Origin of the sequence: Prevotella nigrescens, assembly GCF_031191185.1 — a bacterium.
Classification (GTDB): Bacteria; Bacteroidota; Bacteroidia; order Bacteroidales; family Bacteroidaceae; genus Prevotella; species Prevotella nigrescens.
The window spans coordinates 1950931-1967875 of the sequence record NZ_CP133465.1 but is presented as its reverse complement, the minus strand read 5'-3'; the positions used below and the strand labels follow the sequence as shown (position 1 = coordinate 1967875).

Here is a 16945-nt window from a genome sequence, read left to right as displayed (position 1 = left end):
GCAGAGTTGCACATTATTATAAATGTGGATTTAAAATGCAAGAACAGAATATTAAAAAGAAAATATCGCCTTGGGCGTGGGTCTCTACACTCTATTTTGCAGAAGGATTGCCCAATGCAGCAGTAGTATTGGTGTCGTTGGTGTTCTATCAGGAAATGGGATTGACTGACGCAGAAGCAACTTTCTACACTTCATGGTTCTATCTTCCTTGGGTGATAAAGCCTTTATGGAGCCCGTTTCTCGACCTTATCCGCACGAAACGCTGGTGGGTACTGTCGATGCAGATGCTGCTTGGGGCAGCTTTTGCAGGCGTGGCGTTCACCATTAACACATCGTTTTGGTTGCAAGGCACTATCTGTTTCTTCTGGCTGCTGGCTTTTTCGAGTGCTACTCACGATGTCGGGGCAGATGGTTTCTATATGTTAGGCCTTGATTCGCACGAGCAGGCTTTCTTTGTAGGTATTCGCTCAACGTTCTATCGCATTTCGATGGTTGTTGGAAAAGGTGGCTTGGTAGCCCTTGCCGGACTGCTGCACAAGTACATGAAGGTGCAACTTTCATGGGCATTGGTATTCTATGGCTTGGCAGCTTTGTTCATCGGACTGAGTCTTTACCATAGATACGTATTGCCAAAACCCGATGCCGATGCCGAACATACGCAACTTTCAGCTTCCAAACTGTTCAAAGAGTTTTTAGATACATTCGCAAGTTTCTTCCGCAAAAAGGAGGTTCTGGTTGCCATTGCTTTCATGCTTCTGTTCCGTTTGCCCGAAGCGTTACTGAACACAGTAGGTCCGTTGTTCCTTAGAGCAACATCCGATAAGGGCGGATTAGGTCTTTCTTTAGAGGCATTCGGCGTTGTCAATGGTGTTGTTGGGGTGGTAGGACTGCTGCTTGGAGGTATTTTAGGTGGTTTGGTAGCCAGCAAGGACGGACTGAAAAAATGGCTTTGGCCCATGACGCTTGCCATTACCTTGCCCAATATCGCCTATGTTTATCTTGGTTTTGCAATGCCTTCTACGCTTTTTGCCGTCGGTGCAGCCATCTTTGTAGAAAACTTTGGCTATGGTTTTGGCTTCAGTGCCTATATGCTTTTTATGCTATACTTCAGTCAAGGAGAGCATAAAACCAGCCATTACGCCCTTTGTACGGGTTTCATGGCACTTTCAATGATGCTTCCGGGATTATTTGCAGGAACTTTGGCAGATGCCGTAGGCTACAGCCTCTTCTTTGTTTTGGTTATGGCATCGTGTATCTTCCCTTTTATTGTGGCATCTTTGCTGAAGGTAGACCCTAAGTTTGGCAAGAAGGATGCGTAGCGAAAAATAATTATTTCACAGACTTTTAACGAGCAAATCTATAAGGCGAGGCAGGGCGTAACGTTCTATCTCGCTTTCTTTTATCCATATATAATCGGCAGGTAGGGTGGGAGGAACGTTAGTTTCTAACAGATAGAAATCGGCAAAGATGATTTGATGGGTAAGTACGTGCTTTACGTCCTTCTTTATTAATGTGGCATTTTCAAAGGCATTGCCCAGCAATTCTTTCGTTGGCAACTCCCATAAGCCTTGCCAAATGTCGCCTGCGCCACGGCGACGAATGGCAGTTTCGCCATTACACCTTATATATATAAAGGAGAAATGGCGTTCGCGTTGTTTTATTTTCTTTGCTTTTACAGGCAACTCGGCCACTTTATTGTTGTTTGCCGCAAAGCAAGTATCTACCAATGGGCATACTTCGCAGTTGGGTGAAGCTGGTGTACACTGTATGGCACCGAAGTCCATCATTCCTTGATTGTAAGCTGCAGGAGCCTCTTTCGGTAGGTATTCCTGCGCCATAGCCTTGAAAACCTTTTTCCCTTCGGTAGAATCTATTGGCGTGTCAATACCGAAATAGCGAGCAAGAACACGATAGACATTGCCGTCTACTACTGCTATGGATTCTGCGAATGATATTGAAGAAATTGCAGCTGCAGTATATTCGCCAATCCCTTTCAGCTGCATTAACTCCTTGTAAGTCTGTGGGAAATGCCCTAAACTTACTATCTGTTGTGCTGCTTTGTGCAAATTTCGTGCCCGAGAGTAGTACCCCAGTCCTTGCCACTCTCTTAAAACCTCGTCTTCGGTAGCTTTTGCTAATTCGTGAACGTTAGGCCAACGTTTCATAAAACGTTCCCAGTAGGCTGTTCCCTGTGCAATTCTTGTTTGCTGCATAATAACCTCGCTCAGCCAGATAGCGTATGGATTGGTGGTTTGTCGCCATGGAAGTTCTCGTCCGTTTATGGCATACCAATTCAATATAGTCTTGCTAAAGTTCATAGTGCAAAGGTACTTAAAATATTGGAGGAAACTTCTTTCGAGGCTACATACTTGCTTTGGAATATCTGCATTATCATCATAATTTAGTAGGAACAAGAAGTTTGCAGTTCAGAAATTATGAGAAAAGTACTGAATGTCTCTAATTTCTGTCTTCCAAAGTTTTAGTTTTGTAAAAGTTTATTGGTGGAACTATTTTCTTGTTCTTGCTGAAAGCTGTGAATAAAAAACGTCCTTGAATTTGTAAATATAATTTTATTGAAAAGAGATGACTGTACTTTGGCATTGCGAAAGAGGCTGTTTGGCGAGGTAAAACCTACGCTTTTTACATATAAAAGAGGTTCTTTTGAGATATGAAATAATAGGTTTTATAACATATTGATAATTAATTGGTTAGATGATAGGTACATTTATAATTTTTTTTTTACACTTTTGCTGTCTTATTTTTCTATATATAATAAGGTATGCAGGCGAAGCTATGCAACGAATAAAAGACACTCTTTTATTCAGAAAGCTGAATCGAAATGCTTGTTCGCAGTATTTTTCTACTGCTCCAAGAATTACAAATAGGTTCTCCGAAATGCTATTTTGTCTTTGCGAATTAGTATCTTTACATTCAGCTTATAAATAATTCGCAATATTGTAAACTCAGAAATGGACACCTTTAATGTTGATGTTGATTAATAATGTAGCTGAATTAAAGTTTTTTTATCTAAAAATCTTGTTTGCTTATTGCACTATTTTGTATCTTTGCAAAACAAATTGAAACAGTAGGCAACTATGGTTGATACAAAAGAAATTAAGACTGCTTTAATCTCCGTATTCCACAAAGATGGTTTGGAAGATATTTTAAAGAAACTGAACGATGAGGGCGTGAAATTCCTTAGTACTGGTGGTACGCAGCAGTTTATAGAGTCTTTAGGCTATGAATGTCAGAAAGTTGAAGATATAACTACTTATCCTTCTATCTTGGGTGGTCGTGTAAAAACATTGCACCCCAAGATATTCGGTGGGATTTTGGCACGTCGTGCACTTGAGAACGATCGGAAAGAAATGGCTGAATACGAAATTCCGGCAATTGATTTGGTTGTTGTTGATTTGTATCCATTTGAACAAACCGTAGCAAGCGGTGCAAGCGAAGCTGATGTTATCGAAAAAATCGATATTGGCGGCATTTCTTTGATACGTGCAGGTGCAAAGAATTTCAATGATGTTGTCATTATTCCAAGCAAGGCAGAATACCCTGTGTTGTTGCAACTGCTGAACAAGCAGGGTGCAAAGACAGGACTCGAAGACCGGAAAATGTTTGCAGAGCGTGCGTTTGCGGTTACCAGTCGGTACGATACGGCAATACATAATTGGTTTGCGAAGTAAGTAAAAACAGTGTTTGCAGACCGTAAGCGTTTGTAGATGGCAAGCATATAAGAAAGAAAATAATAAAATGACGATGGGGATTGTCCCCGTTTTCACCACATATCAAATATTTTAGAATGGGATTTTTTTCATTTATCCAGGAAATAGCAATGGACCTGGGAACAGCAAATACTATCATTATCAGTGATGATAAGATAGTTGTTGATGAACCTTCAGTAGTAGCACTCGACCGCCGCACGGACAAGATGATAGCCGTTGGCAACGACGCCAAGATGATGTATGAGAAGGAACACCCCAATATTCGTACCATTCGCCCACTTCGAGATGGTGTGATTGCCGACTTTACGGCATGCGAACAAATGATGAGGGGACTTATTAAGATGGTGCATAGTGGTAATCGCTTGTTCTCTCCGTCTTTGCGTATGGTGATTGGTGTACCTTCTGGGTCTACCGAAGTAGAACTGCGTGCAGTCCGCGACTCTGCCGAACATGCCGATGGGCGCGATGTTTATCTTATCTTCGAGCCAATGGCAGCTGCTCTTGGTATGGGGCTTGACGTAGAGGCACCTGAAGGAAATATGATAGTTGATATTGGTGGCGGTAGTACAGAAATAGCTGTTATTTCGTTAGGTGGTATCGTTTGCAATAACTCTATTCGTGTTGCTGGCGACGACCTTACTGCTGATATTCAGGAATATATGAGCCGTCAACACAATGTTCGCGTCAGCGAGCGTATGGCGGAACGTATTAAGGTGCACGTCGGTTCGGCTTTGACCGATTTAGGAGACGAGGCTCCGGAGGATTATATCGTTCACGGGCCAAACCGTATCACGGCGTTGCCAATGGAGGTACCAGTCTGCTATCAGGAAATAGCGCATTGTTTGGACAAGACTGTGGCAAAAATAGAGAATGCAGTTCTTTCTGCTTTGGAGAATACACCGCCTGAATTGTATGCCGATATAGTAAAGAATGGCATCTATTTGAGTGGTGGCGGTGCTTTGTTACGTGGAATTGACAAGCGTTTGACCGATAAGATTAACATTCCGTTCCATGTGGCTGAAGACCCATTGCACAGTGTTGCCAAGGGAGCGGGTATAGCATTGAATAATGTAGACCGTTTCTCGTTCCTGATGAGATAAACAAACTGAATAGGGCTGACTGTTGGAGAAATGCACTGAAAGTTTCTTCAATGGTCGGTTTCGTTTTGTCGATAAGCTGTAAGAATGAATAACCTCACTGAATTTCTTGCCAAATATAAGCATTGGTTTCTTTTTGTTTTGCTGGAAATCGCCAGTTTGGTACTTCTGTTCCGCTTCAACAACTACCAAGGAAGCGTGTGGTTTACCTCTGCCAATATCATGGCGGGTAAAGTCTATGAACTGAGTTCTTCACTGACATCGTATCTTTCGATGGGTAAAATGAACAAAGAGCTGACAGAAAGAAATTTACTTTTAGAACATCAAATAAAAGAACTCTCAGATCAGCTTTATGACAAGACTCGAGATCCAAACATAGTACGGAAAGGACAATACAGATTTCTTTCTGATTTTAAATTGATTCCTGCGAAGGTCGTATCTAATTCACTTGATAAAGAAGAGAATTTTATAACCATAGATAAAGGTTCGTGGGACGGAGTTCGGAAAGACATGGGGGTTGCATGTGGGAATGGTGTAGTTGGAGTGGTTTACTTGGTAGGAACACATTATTCTATAGTATTACCTGTCTTGAACTCTAAGTCGAATATTAGTTGTTCCATACAAAATAGGAATTATTTTGGCTATTTAAGATGGACTGGCGGTGCAAAAGACGTTGCTTATTTAGATGATATTCCACGTCATGCGAAATTTAAATTAGGCGATAGAATAGTTACAAGTGGATATTCCGCAATCTTCCCTGCTGGTATTTTAGTAGGTAAGGTAAAGCATGTTTATAATTCAGAAGACGGACTTTCTTTCCGTTTGGCGGTGCAATTGTCTACCGATTTTGGTAATTTACGAGATGTTTGTATTATTGATGATGCTACTGTAAGAGAGAAAAAGAAGGTGATTAATGCTGCAAACGATTCTATAAGACATTTGAATACAGATTTTTCTGAAACAAACTAAATGCGCTCAAATTTTGCATTTTTGTGTCAGGAGGCAAGTGTTATAAAACAAAATAAGGAACTTATAGTACACGATTAGAGAAATGAATATAGATTTTGTAAAGACATTAGGCTGGTTTCTGATATTAGTACTTGCACAAGTATTTGTGCTGAATCATATTCATTTGTTTGGTTTCGCTACCCCTTTACCTTATGTTTATTTCATTCTTTTATTTCGAAGAAACTGTCCACAATGGGTAATTGTCTTGTGGGGATTTATTATGGGATTACTCATAGACACTTTCTCAAATACTCCAGGAGTGTCATCAGGTTCCTTAACTTTGATTGCAGCATTACAACCCTATATATTACGTGCGTTCGTTTCGCACGATAATGCTGAAGATTTGCAGCCAGGAGTAACGAGTCTTGGTTTCGGACGATATGTTTGGTACAGTCTGATATTGACATTTGTTTATTGCATTGTGTTTTTCTCCTTAGATATGTTTAGTTTCTTTAATTTCTTTGTTTGGTTACAGTGTGTTGTAGGGAGTACTATATTAACGTTGTTATTCCTTTTAGTAATTGAACATGTAAGGAGTCGGGCATGATTAACTATGATTTAGAGAAACGCCGTTTTATTCTTAGTGGTGTTGCTATTGCTATCATCACTGTTTATTTAATACGATTATTTGCACTCCAGATAGCAAGTGACGACTATCGCAAACGTGCCGATTCTAATGCTTTTTTAAAGAAAATAGAATTTCCTTCCCGAGGTATAATTACTGACAGAAAGGGAAAACTTCTCGTTTATAACCAACCTGCGTATGATATTATGGTGGTAATGAACGAAGAAAAAGGTCGTCTTGATACTTTAGAATTTTGTAAAGCTTTAAATATTACGAAGGATTTCTTTGTTCAACGTATGAAAGATATAAAGGATAGAACAAAGAATCCAGGTTATTCTCGTTTTACCCAGCAACTCTTTATGGGGCAATTAAGCGATAAAGAGTTTAGTTCTTTCCAAGAGAAACTTTATCGTTTCCCTGGTTTTTATATACAAAAGCGCAGTATTCGCCAATACAGCGGAACAATCGCAGGACATGTTCTGGGAGATGTGGCAGAGGTGAGTCAAAGTGATATTGAAACTGATGATTATTACCAACCAGGCGATTATATCGGTAAAATGGGAATTGAACGCAAATACGAGAAAGAACTACGTGGACAGAAAGGAGTGCAAATTCTTCTTCGTGATGCTCATGGGCGTATTAAAGGAAGATATAAAGATGGTCAATACGACCAGCGACCTAAGCCTGGAAGTGATTTGCAATTAGGTCTTGATGCCGATTTGCAAGCTCTTGGCGAACGTTTGATGGAAGGAAAAATAGGAGCGATTGTAGCTATTGAGCCTAAGACCGGTCAGATATTAGCAATGGTTTCCTCGCCAACTTTCGATCCTCGTGAAATGATAGGGAAGATGCGTGGCAAGAATCAACAGCGAATGACACTCGATCCCTCTAAACCTTTACTTAATAGAGCTATAATGGGACAATATCCTCCTGGCTCTACTTTTAAGACAAGTCAGGCAATTACTTATTTCAGCGAAGGAATTGTGAGCGATTCTACTCGTTTTCCATGTCATCATGGTTTTTCTTTTCGTGGTCTTCATGTAGGCTGTCATGCACATGCTTCGCCTATTTCTATTGTACCGGCAATAAGTACTTCGTGTAATGCTTATTTTTGTTGGGGGCTATATTATATGCTTTCTAACAGGAGAAAGTATAAGAATCTTGACGATGCAATGAACCGATGGCGCGATTATATGGTGTCAATGGGATTTGGTTATAAATTGGGGATCGATTTGCCAGGAGAGAAGCGAGGACTTATTCCGAATGCAGAATTTTACGATAATGCTTTTGGGAAATGGAATCCATTATCGGTCATTTCAATTGCTATAGGGCAGGGAGAAATTAATCTGACTCCATTGCAAATTGCAAATCTTGGTGCTATTATTGCAAATCGTGGATACTACTATACTCCACATGTTGTACGGAAGATTCAAGGAGCACAATTAGACCGGAAATATTTAAAGATGCATAAAGTAATGGGAACGCCACGGGCTTTTAACGAAGTGGTTGCAGGAATGGTCTCATCTGCACGTGGTGGTACCTGTGCCCATGCCGTACATCCTGGATATACACTTGCAGGAAAGACGGGTACTGCACAAAATCGTGGTAAGGATCACTCTGTGTTTATGGGATTTGCTCCTGTGGAATCTCCCAAGATTGCAATTGCCGTGTATGTAGAGAATGGTGGATTCGGGGCAGTCTATGGTGTCCCTATCGGCTCTCTGATGATGGAGCAATATATAAATGGGAAGTTGACTCCTCACGATGAAACTCAGGCTACATCGATACAAAGGCGTCATATCAGCTATCCTTTTAAACGTAAGTTGAGTATTTCGGATTCTTTGCGGTTAGATTCGATAAAGCGTGTAAATCATATAAAGGATTCTTTGCGCATCGTTCGCGAGCGGCAGAATATTGAGGCGAAGCAACGTGCCCGTCAGTTGAAGGCAGAACGAGATGCGGAAGAGAAAGAAAAGAAGCAGCAACCGTTGAGCGACCCCATTATAAAGGACGACGAGGAGATAAAAATAAGGACTGAAAAGGAAGAGAAGAATAAAGGCAAAGAGAGGGACAAACCCAATAGCGGGAAGAAAAAAGACAAAGAAAATCGTAGGAATGACGACAAGAAATAGTGACTTTATAAAAGGAAAAGGACAGAATAGTGGCAGGTAATTATAAATCGAACAAACAACCAGGCGTTCTGCGTTCACTGGACTGGTGGACGATAGGAATTTATTTGGCATTGCTTTCTTTTGGCTGGGTTAGTGTCTGTGGTGCGAGTTACACTTATGGCGATACCGACATTTTGTCGCTGTCGTCGCGTTCTGGCATGCAGATTGTCTGGATCGGCACTTCCATTTGTCTTGGCTTTGTATTATTGATGATGGACGACCGTGTCTACGATACGTTTGCCTATGTTGTTTATGCGTTGTTGCTGCTGTTGTTGTTCCTCACAATTTTCAATCCGCATTCCATAAAGGGCTCGCGTTCCTGGATCGTTTTAGGTCCGTTGCGCCTGCAGCCTGCGGAGTTTGCCAAGTTCGCAACGGCTCTGGCTATTGCAAAATTCATGTCGGCATATGGTTTTACCATCTCCAACTGGAAGCATCTGGCTGCTGCTGCAGGCATAATCTTCTTGCCGATGTTGTGTATCGTAGGGCAGCGCGAGACGGGTTCCGCACTTGTTTATCTGTCGTTCTTCCTGATGTTCTACCGTGAGGGAATGCCTGGTTCGTTCCTTTTCACGGGTGTCGCAATGATAGTTTATTTTGTTGTAGGCGTGAAATACGATGATGTCATGCTGTGGGACACGCCTACGTCCGTGGGAAAGTTCTGTGTGCTGCTGCTTGTGCAGATGTTCAGTGCAGGAATGGTGTGGACATATTTGCGCAGCAAGGAAAAGGCGAGAAAGATTCTTTTGTTCTCTCTTGGCGTCACTCTGCTCTGCCTTTTATTCTCCGAATTTGTCATACCGTTCGATGTTGTCTGGGTACAACTCATCATTTCTGCAGGTATGATAGGCTATTTGGTCTATAACGCACTGAGCACACGCATTAGTCATTACTTTTTTATTGCTTTATTTGCTGTTGGTTCCATTGCGTTCTTTTATTCTGCAAGCTATGTTCTGAACGATGTAATGCAACCCCACCAGCGTGTGCGAATTAATGTTCTGTTAGGATTGGACGAAGACCTTGCGGGTGCTGGTTACAATGTGCATCAAAGCGAAATTGCTATTGGTTCGGGCGGATTGCAAGGAAAAGGTTTCCTAAATGGTACACAGACGAAGCTGAATTTCGTGCCGGAACAGGACACTGACTTTATATTTTGTACCGTAGGCGAAGAAGAAGGCTTCCTTGGTTCAGCTGCAGTTCTGTTGTTATTCTTGGCTTTAATTCTTCGGTTGATGTATGTGGCAGAGCGACAGCCTTTCAAGTTTGGCAGGGTCTATGGTTATTGCGTGGCTGGAATTTTCCTTTTCCATGTGTTTATCAATGTGGGAATGGTGCTTGGTCTGACGCCGGTCATTGGCATTCCGCTGCCATTTTTCAGTTACGGAGGCTCTTCGCTCTGGGGTTTTACGCTGTTGCTTTTCATTTTCCTGCGTATTGATGCGGGGCGGAATTTAATACGTCAGTAGTTTTTTATTACAAAAAATCATCTTTTTCTCTTATACAATCCTCTTGTCTGATGAGAGGAAACAGCTGACCGATGCAACCTTTTCAGACCATAGTCTCAATGACAAAATTCACAAAAACGGATTGAGTTAAGTGTTTGATATTCAGTTGTTTGTAAAATGTAGTTGTAATTCTGTAAAAAGGTATATACTTTTCGATGAAAAGTATATACGTTTTGAGTGAAAAGTATATACTTTTTGGGTAAAAGGTATATACATTTTTGATAAAATATATAAACGTTCTTTTTGGAAGGTATAATGTTTCTTGGAAAAAGATAGGATTTGACCTTAAAATTGTAAACTAATTTCGTGGCAATTATAGCTTGCAATCGAGTGGGAAAGTAGCAGGAAATGTGTAAAAGGATAGGGTGGTCGGGCTGATATTTACGGAAAGAGGTGCTCCCTGCGATGGGAAGCACCTCTGATTTTGTAGTGAGTATTATATAAAATGTAATGCCGGTTATGTGTATCGTCCGGCTTACTTTACAAACTTTTTTCCACCTTTTATATATATACCTTTCGGCAAGGCAGCGGGGGCTGTACCTACGTATCGTCCGTCGAGGGTGTAAATTCTGTCGTCGGTTGCTTTTCCATTGGTAGAAACCGTGCTGATGCCTGTGGGGTCCGACTTCTTCAGATAGTCGAAAGTAACGGTCTGTGCCTCTGAGTTCTCCTTTATATTATATAGAGGCTTCTTTAAAGTACTCAGATTGAGCTGTACTTCCAGCAATTCGGAGGCATTGTTCGTGCCCGGGAATGGGTCGCCGGCATGGCTTGTTCTGTATCTTTTTCGTTCTTCGTCTGTTTTTGCCGTGTAGCTTGAGTACAACATTCCATCGGCGGGAACAATCGTCATGCCCGGTTTGCCGGGAGTGTCGTTCACACGGTCGTACATGTTCACCTTGTCCTTACCGTAGTTCACGCGGTAGACAAGCATTCCGTGCCCTAACTTGGCTATTCCCGTGTGCCAGCCTTTCTTCTGAATGTTGTGCACAATGAGATACTCGTCGCTGTTGTCGCTCTCTATTTTCCATGCTTCGTCGGGTTGCAGCGTAACGTCCGTAGCAGCATCTTTCAGTGTTCTTAGCGACGTCCAGCCCATGACTTCCTTTTCCCACGGCGTATAGGGAGTGGGCGAGAAGCCGTTGTTGGTGTATTCTCCACCGTCCATCAGGTCCCAGTATTCCATGCCTTGGTTGTCAATTTGTGCTTCTGTGGCAATCGGATAGAAGTCGGGCAGTCCCATCGTGTGCGAAAATTCGTGGCAGAATAGACCTATGCCATTAATCATTTTTACAACTTTCCCTTCTTTTTTAGGCGAAGTTCTGTTGGCATTCAGTTCGTTGCTGACACCATAACGCCCTATGGTATAACCATCAAGGGCGATGCTTCCGTATGAGACCGACGACTTGGGCCAGATATCCGTAGCTAAATTTCCACCCATCGACTGCGCATAACCCGCATAGACAACATAGACCAAGTCTATGATTTTGTCGTCGTTGCTGTCGTAGTCTTTCAAGTCTACCTGACCTTTTGCAGCCTCGCAGGCATCTTTTATTAGTTCCGTAATGTTCACATCGTGAGAAGAACCTGCATCTTTGCCATAATAGGCGAGAGGTTTTGGCATGCGATATGGACCGACTATACCAAATTGTGGAGTGAATTTTCCGTTGCTCATGTCTTTGAAGTACTGGCGGACGCTGCCGTAGTTCAGCTGTTCATTGGTGCCTAACGATACAGGCTTGCCTTCTCCGTTAAGGTATTGCTCGAAACTTGCCTTGGGATCCTTTACCGTAAAGGGGTTGTCGCTGAAGTCTACCAAGACTGTTAATACTTTCGGACTGCCAACGTGTGGGAAGTAAGGAACCGAAGACTGTCCAATGCCAATCGCACGCCTGGCTGCTGTTACCTTCCGGGCAGCGTTCTTGAAGAAGAAAGCTTTCTTTTGTGCCTTTGCCGTCTTTATTTCGGCTGTGGTGCGGACATCGGCATTGTGAGCCAGTAAGTCCGTAGCTTCCAATGTGCCGTCAGGAGCAATCTTCGCAACATAATAGCCTTTGTCTTTCTTGGCAACCAATACGCCGTCGAGCGTGGAAGTCCAACTGAAGTGTTCGTCTCCGTGCAATACTAATGTAAGTTTAGTGCCATCGGGCTGAATTACTGTAAATGGAGTAGGGTCAGCTTTAGCTGCCCTTGCAACGACTGCAGTAACAATCAGGCAAAATGTGAGTAATAGTTTTTTCATCTTAACCTTAATTTATAGTTTTCTGTTTATATTGAAATTCTATGATAATATTTGTTCGTCCAATCCTTATTGAACCTTATCCATCTCTTCTTCCAAAGAAATACTGTCCTTTATGTTTCGTTCTGTTGCCGTATTCAATAGCATGGATCGGACAATGGTGGTAACATGCAAAGCAAGTCAGGCATTTTCCATTATGCTTCCACTTTGGTTCTCTTCCTTTTCCTCCTTCTATATCTTCTACCGGACAAACCTCTGCGCATATTCCACACCGAATACATTTCTTTCTGTCCACTTTGAAAGGTTTGTCCGTAATAAGGTAACGGGTAAAGAAACCTCCCACTGGTCCGGAAAAGAAGCCTGGTATGGGACCACGTTCCAAATCTTTCCAACCTAAGGGAAAGTTATCTTGGCTAAGTTCTCTTCCTTTAACAATCGACGCAAAACGGACGATTGCTTTCTCGGCAGACTTTATTTTCTCCAATTCCTTTTCAGGTTTATCCACATCCATTCCGGGCAATCCGACGTACGATTCTGGCATTATTACCGATTCGACAGCATTTAATTCTAATGTTGTTTCAGACTTTACCTCTTTCAATTCTCTTGCAAAACGCTCCATAGTACGCCCGATAGTGTCGCCCGCTGTTAGCAAACAAAAGGTATAATGACCTTTCTTGTTCTGCAAATCCCCCTCGTGAAATTCAAGAGTACGCATAAAGTCGGATACAATGCGAGGCACTCTCCAGCCATGGACAGGGAAAACAAAACCAACGACCTCGTCGTTTGTCAAGACAATCTTCGTATTCGTTTCGGCAGTTTTGTTCATAGAGACAATACGTTCGTTGAGACATTGTCCTAACAATTTAGCAGCCCAGCGACTGTTTCCTGTGCCTGAGAAATAGAAAATCATAGTGCAAAAATACTTAGAATTACTGAAAGTACAAAGACTTACTACTTTTTAAAATAATTTAGGCTGGGTAAATATATAATAATCAGCATTTTATAACCATGAGAAAAATTGTAATAACAAAATATAAATCTATAATAACAAAATAAAAATTTATAATTAGAATTTTTCAAGTTTCTAATTATATTTTGGGAAACTTGTTTCAAAATCTCTCTGTTTCTTATAATTCTGTAAACACATTGTACCCATAAGTCTTATGGAGGAAAAGTACTATTTTACACAGCTCTCTTAGCAAACTGAAAAGTTTTTTTGAAAAAACTGCATTTAAAGTATTGTGGTTTGCAATTATTTATTTAAATTTGCAACCACTGAAGAAATATAATCTCAGATTTTAATACTTAAGTTTCATTTAAATATTACACAAACATGAAAAAAACTTTGACGAGCCTGCTTCTTATGTTGTTGCTTTCGCCAGTATCGTGGGCAGCACCAGTGAAGCTAAGTACTGCAAGTCAGACTGCTAAAAAATTTCTACAGCAGTATGGCAAGCAATTAAAAGGTACAAATGCTGTCTATGCTCCGAGAATGAATGCGCAGGGACCAAATGCTACAGCTCCTTATTATGTGTTCAATGCTCAAGATGGCAAAGGATTTGTAATAGTGTCTGGTGACGATCGTACCTCAGAAATTCTTGGTTATAGTACAACAACAAGCTTCGACATTAACAATATGTCTGAAAACATAAGAAGCTTTATGGACGGAATGGCACAAGAAATCAGTCTGTTAGATAAATATCATGTAAAAAAGACTGCAAAGGTGCCAAGCAAGATGGAAGCAAGAACACCTGTTGCTCCATTGGTGGAAACATTGTGGGACCAAGATGCACCTTACAGTGATTTGTGTCCGAAAGACCCATATAGCACAACAGGCGAAAATCTTGTAACAGGCTGTGTCGCTACTGCAATGGCACAAGCCATGTATAAGTACAAGTGGCCAAACGAAGTAATGAATACAATGAATTCATATAGTTGTAGAGTTCATGAAAATGAGGCTAAATATGGTTCGAATAAATATAAAACTGTTTCTGTAGACGGTGTTCCTGCTGGAGCGAAAATTGATTGGGCAAATATCGAGACAACATATAGTGCAAGTACATCAGCAGAGAAGAAGAAAGCTGTTGCTGAATTGATGGCGTATGTTGGTCGCTCTGTTAAGATGCAATACGATAGAGCCATAAATGGTGGTTCAGGTACTACAGCTTACAGCATTGCTCCTGCTTTCAATAAATATTTCAACTACAATGCTTCTTTTATTCTTCGTGAAGACTATAATTTAGCTGATTTTGAAACAAGAATCTATAATGAAGTGGCAGCAGGACGTCCAGTTGTTTTCTGCGGTCAGTCTACAGGTGGTGGGCACTGTTTTGTTCTCGATGGTTATGATGGTAAAGGATATTTCCATGTAAATTGGGGCTGGGGTGGCTCTTCTAACGGATATTTTAAAGTAGCAATTCTTAATCCGGAAAATACTGCAGGTATTGGTGCAAGTTCTACTTCTGATGGGTATGGTATGGGACAGAATGCCGTTATTGGTCTATCTCCAAATACCACAGAAAAACCTATCGCTTTAATGTTGCAGCCAGATATTACAGGTGTATCAAAATGGCAAAATACAGTTTCGTACACATTATCTAACTTTAACAACGAGGCTGTAAGTGTTCAAACAGGTTTAGGTAAGATAGAAGATAACGGCAGTGTAACTCCAATCTCTCATTTTACAACTATGTCTGTAGAGCCTGGTTATTTAAAAAGAAGTACCGTTCAGATTACAGGTCTAAAAACTGCAGGTGTATACAAAGTAACACCTATTCAGCGTCCAAAGGATTCTAATGATAAGTGGTTCTATGACCCATACGTGTATGCAACTGTAACAATTGACAACACAGGTAAGACTACCGAATTGAAATTTGATAATTATGGAGATTTCACTAAATTGAGAGCTTCAAACTTCTATGTAACATCAAGTGGCGTTGTTGGTAAAATGAACAATGTAAATATTACTGTGAAGAATGTAGGCGACCATGAAGTGCATACAACTGTTTATTTGGTTTATGAAACAACAAATGCTGCAGGAAAGACAGGAAGGCAAATCCATTCACAAGCACCAGTTACTGTTCCTGCAAAGGGCAGCATAGAAATTCCAATGGGCTTCTATGCTGATAAGGTTGGCGAACACAAAATTTCTTTATGTGTAACAGAAGATTACCAGAACTATCAGGCACTTGGCAATGGTAAAGTTAATGTTGTAAATGCATCTACCGCAAAAGAAAAGTTAGGTTATAGCTATTCTTTGAATGGTGCTACAGGTTCAACTATATACGATAATAGACTTGCCGGTAGTGTTAAGATTACAAATAACGGAACTGCTGCATTTAACGACAAATTAACAATAGCAAGAGTAAAAGCTGATAACAATTCTGACCAAGAGTTTGGTAAATCTAAAGATGTTTCACTCCAACCAGGCGAATCAACTACAATTGATTTCACATTCGATAATTGTGCAATTGGTCAGCATGTGTTACTTATAACATTTATTAAAGGTCAAAAGGTAGATATTAAGCCTGGTTCATATAAATATGCAACAATCAAGAAAGGTATTGTTGTTTATAACGGTGATGGTTCACGACAAGGTTATGCTCCTACTTCTACCGTTAAAATCCCCGAAAATGCAGCTGCAGTAGATTTGCGTGGCAATTCTTTCACAGCAGTTGAAGGAAACAACAATCCAAACATATTATACTATGTAGATGCCGATAAGGCTTCTGCAACAGGATTGCCAGCACAAAATGTCATTGTAGACGGTAAAGCTGCAAAAGTTGTTCTAACTGATGGTAACGATTTCTATTGTCCGGCAGCATTTACTGCAGACCAAATTACTTATACACGTAAATTCGACAAGGCTTCTGATGGTAAGACAAATTACGATGGTCTTTATATTCCATTTACTCCAACCTCTATTTCTGATGGAGCAAAGAATTTGAAATGGCAGATTAAAGATGGTGAAGCTAACGATTTTTACCTAATGCAGTTTGCAGGTTCTAATGCAGATAATTTGAAATTTGTTTATGCTAACGAAACATTCAACTGCAATGTTCCTTACTTGATGGCTGTTCCTCAGGCTCTCGTAGGAAAGAACATAACTTTCAGCGCAAATAACGTTCAGATCCTTGATAACGCTACACGTTTCAGCTCTGTAAACAATGAAAACTTCATTTTTACAGGTATTTCTGCAAAGAGAACATTGACAGATAACGAATATGTACTCTCTTCTGATGCTAAGTCATTTGAGTTGAAACCGGCAGCAACAGTTAATGCTTTCCGTGCATATATTATCGGTCATGATGGTCTGAATAAACTTAATATCTTGTTTAACAATGATTTTGCAACAGGTATTAACGGTATCAATAACAACGAAACTGAAATAAAGACTGTTTATGACCTTCAAGGTCGCCGTCTCCCGGCTGAGTCTGCAACTAAGAAGGGTATTTATATCATCAACGGCAAGAAAGTTGTTGTGAAATAAAACAAAGTTTATTCCCTCTTAGGGAAATTAGATATGAGAGGTTGGACAAAATAATTTGTGCAACCTCTTATTTTTTATTCCGGTCTTATTCTATTGACATTGTTCGTAACTGTTTATAATACTCATTTTTTGGTATTTTTCTG

General features: G+C 40.8%; 11 protein-coding genes. 8 read left to right on the top strand and 3 right to left on the bottom strand.

The window, feature by feature from the left end; translation table 11 throughout:
- Positions 1 to 35: 35 nt before the first annotated feature.
- The gene (locus tag RDV52_RS10605) at positions 36 to 1319 is read left to right on the top strand and encodes an MFS transporter (RefSeq protein ID WP_040556963.1); all 1284 of its coding nucleotides are present in this window, start codon (positions 36 to 38) and stop codon (positions 1317 to 1319) included.
- A 15-nt stretch (positions 1320 to 1334) separates the two neighbouring features.
- Here RDV52_RS10605 and mutY read toward each other — a convergent pair whose 3' ends face one another.
- Positions 1335 to 2318, bottom strand: coding sequence for an A/G-specific adenine glycosylase (mutY, locus tag RDV52_RS10600; protein ID WP_040556712.1), 984 nt, complete (start codon positions 2316 to 2318; stop codon positions 1335 to 1337).
- A gap of 777 nt (positions 2319 to 3095) precedes the next feature.
- Here mutY and RDV52_RS10595 point away from each other — a divergent pair.
- From RDV52_RS10595 to rodA, 6 genes are all read left to right on the top strand, one after another.
- Positions 3096 to 3689, top strand: a complete 594-nt coding sequence (locus RDV52_RS10595; RefSeq protein WP_004363827.1) for a hypothetical protein — start codon at positions 3096 to 3098, stop codon at positions 3687 to 3689.
- A 116-nt stretch (positions 3690 to 3805) separates the two neighbouring features.
- Positions 3806 to 4828, top strand: a complete 1023-nt coding sequence (locus tag RDV52_RS10590; protein ID WP_004365565.1) for a rod shape-determining protein — start codon at positions 3806 to 3808, stop codon at positions 4826 to 4828.
- An 84-nt stretch (positions 4829 to 4912) separates the two neighbouring features.
- A complete protein-coding gene (mreC, locus tag RDV52_RS10585; protein WP_004365566.1) occupies positions 4913 to 5794 on the top strand; it encodes a rod shape-determining protein MreC in 882 nt (293 codons plus the stop codon).
- Between the two features lie 82 nt (positions 5795 to 5876).
- Positions 5877 to 6380: a rod shape-determining protein MreD gene (gene mreD / locus RDV52_RS10580; RefSeq protein WP_004363830.1), complete on the top strand. Its 504-nt coding sequence runs from the start codon at positions 5877 to 5879 to the stop codon at positions 6378 to 6380.
- Positions 6377 to 8530 carry a penicillin-binding protein 2 gene (gene mrdA / locus RDV52_RS10575; protein WP_004365567.1) on the top strand — a complete coding sequence of 718 codons (2154 nt, stop codon included), beginning with the start codon at positions 6377 to 6379 and terminating at the stop codon, positions 8528 to 8530. Before mreD ends, mrdA begins: the two co-directional genes overlap by 4 nt.
- Positions 8531 to 8559: 29 nt before the next feature.
- Positions 8560 to 10035: a rod shape-determining protein RodA gene (gene rodA / locus RDV52_RS10570; protein ID WP_004365568.1), complete on the top strand. Its 1476-nt coding sequence runs from the start codon at positions 8560 to 8562 to the stop codon at positions 10033 to 10035.
- Between the two features lie 514 nt (positions 10036 to 10549).
- On the opposite strand, the gene RDV52_RS10565 is transcribed toward rodA, so the two are convergent.
- Together RDV52_RS10565 and RDV52_RS10560 are read right to left on the bottom strand one after the other, a co-directional pair.
- Positions 10550 to 12316 carry a M6 family metalloprotease domain-containing protein gene (locus RDV52_RS10565; RefSeq protein ID WP_004365570.1) on the bottom strand — a complete coding sequence of 589 codons (1767 nt, stop codon included), beginning with the start codon at positions 12314 to 12316 and terminating at the stop codon, positions 10550 to 10552.
- A gap of 76 nt (positions 12317 to 12392) precedes the next feature.
- Positions 12393 to 13223 carry an EFR1 family ferrodoxin gene (locus RDV52_RS10560; protein WP_004365571.1) on the bottom strand — a complete coding sequence of 277 codons (831 nt, stop codon included), beginning with the start codon at positions 13221 to 13223 and terminating at the stop codon, positions 12393 to 12395.
- 423 nt (positions 13224 to 13646) lie between these two features.
- On the opposite strand from RDV52_RS10560, the gene RDV52_RS10555 reads away from it, so the two are divergent.
- A complete protein-coding gene (locus RDV52_RS10555) occupies positions 13647 to 16802 on the top strand; it encodes a C10 family peptidase (protein WP_004365572.1) in 3156 nt (1051 codons plus the stop codon).
- Positions 16803 to 16945 lie beyond the last annotated feature (143 nt).

Excerpts from the sequence above, each read along its gene's own strand:
- RDV52_RS10605 (WP_040556963.1), top strand. The coding sequence starts at position 36 with ATGCAAGAACAGAATATTAAAAAGAAAATATCGCCTTGGGCGTGGGTC.
- mutY (WP_040556712.1), bottom strand. The coding sequence starts at position 2,318 with ATGAACTTTAGCAAGACTATATTGAATTGGTATGCCATAAACGGACGA.
- RDV52_RS10595 (WP_004363827.1), top strand. The coding sequence starts at position 3,096 with ATGGTTGATACAAAAGAAATTAAGACTGCTTTAATCTCCGTATTCCAC.
- RDV52_RS10590 (WP_004365565.1), top strand. The coding sequence starts at position 3,806 with ATGGGATTTTTTTCATTTATCCAGGAAATAGCAATGGACCTGGGAACA.
- mreC (WP_004365566.1), top strand. The coding sequence starts at position 4,913 with ATGAATAACCTCACTGAATTTCTTGCCAAATATAAGCATTGGTTTCTT.
- mreD (WP_004363830.1), top strand. The coding sequence starts at position 5,877 with ATGAATATAGATTTTGTAAAGACATTAGGCTGGTTTCTGATATTAGTA.
- mrdA (WP_004365567.1), top strand. The coding sequence starts at position 6,377 with ATGATTAACTATGATTTAGAGAAACGCCGTTTTATTCTTAGTGGTGTT.
- RDV52_RS10565 (WP_004365570.1), bottom strand. The coding sequence starts at position 12,316 with ATGAAAAAACTATTACTCACATTTTGCCTGATTGTTACTGCAGTCGTT.
- RDV52_RS10560 (WP_004365571.1), bottom strand. The coding sequence starts at position 13,223 with ATGATTTTCTATTTCTCAGGCACAGGAAACAGTCGCTGGGCTGCTAAA.
- RDV52_RS10555 (WP_004365572.1), top strand. The coding sequence starts at position 13,647 with ATGAAAAAAACTTTGACGAGCCTGCTTCTTATGTTGTTGCTTTCGCCA.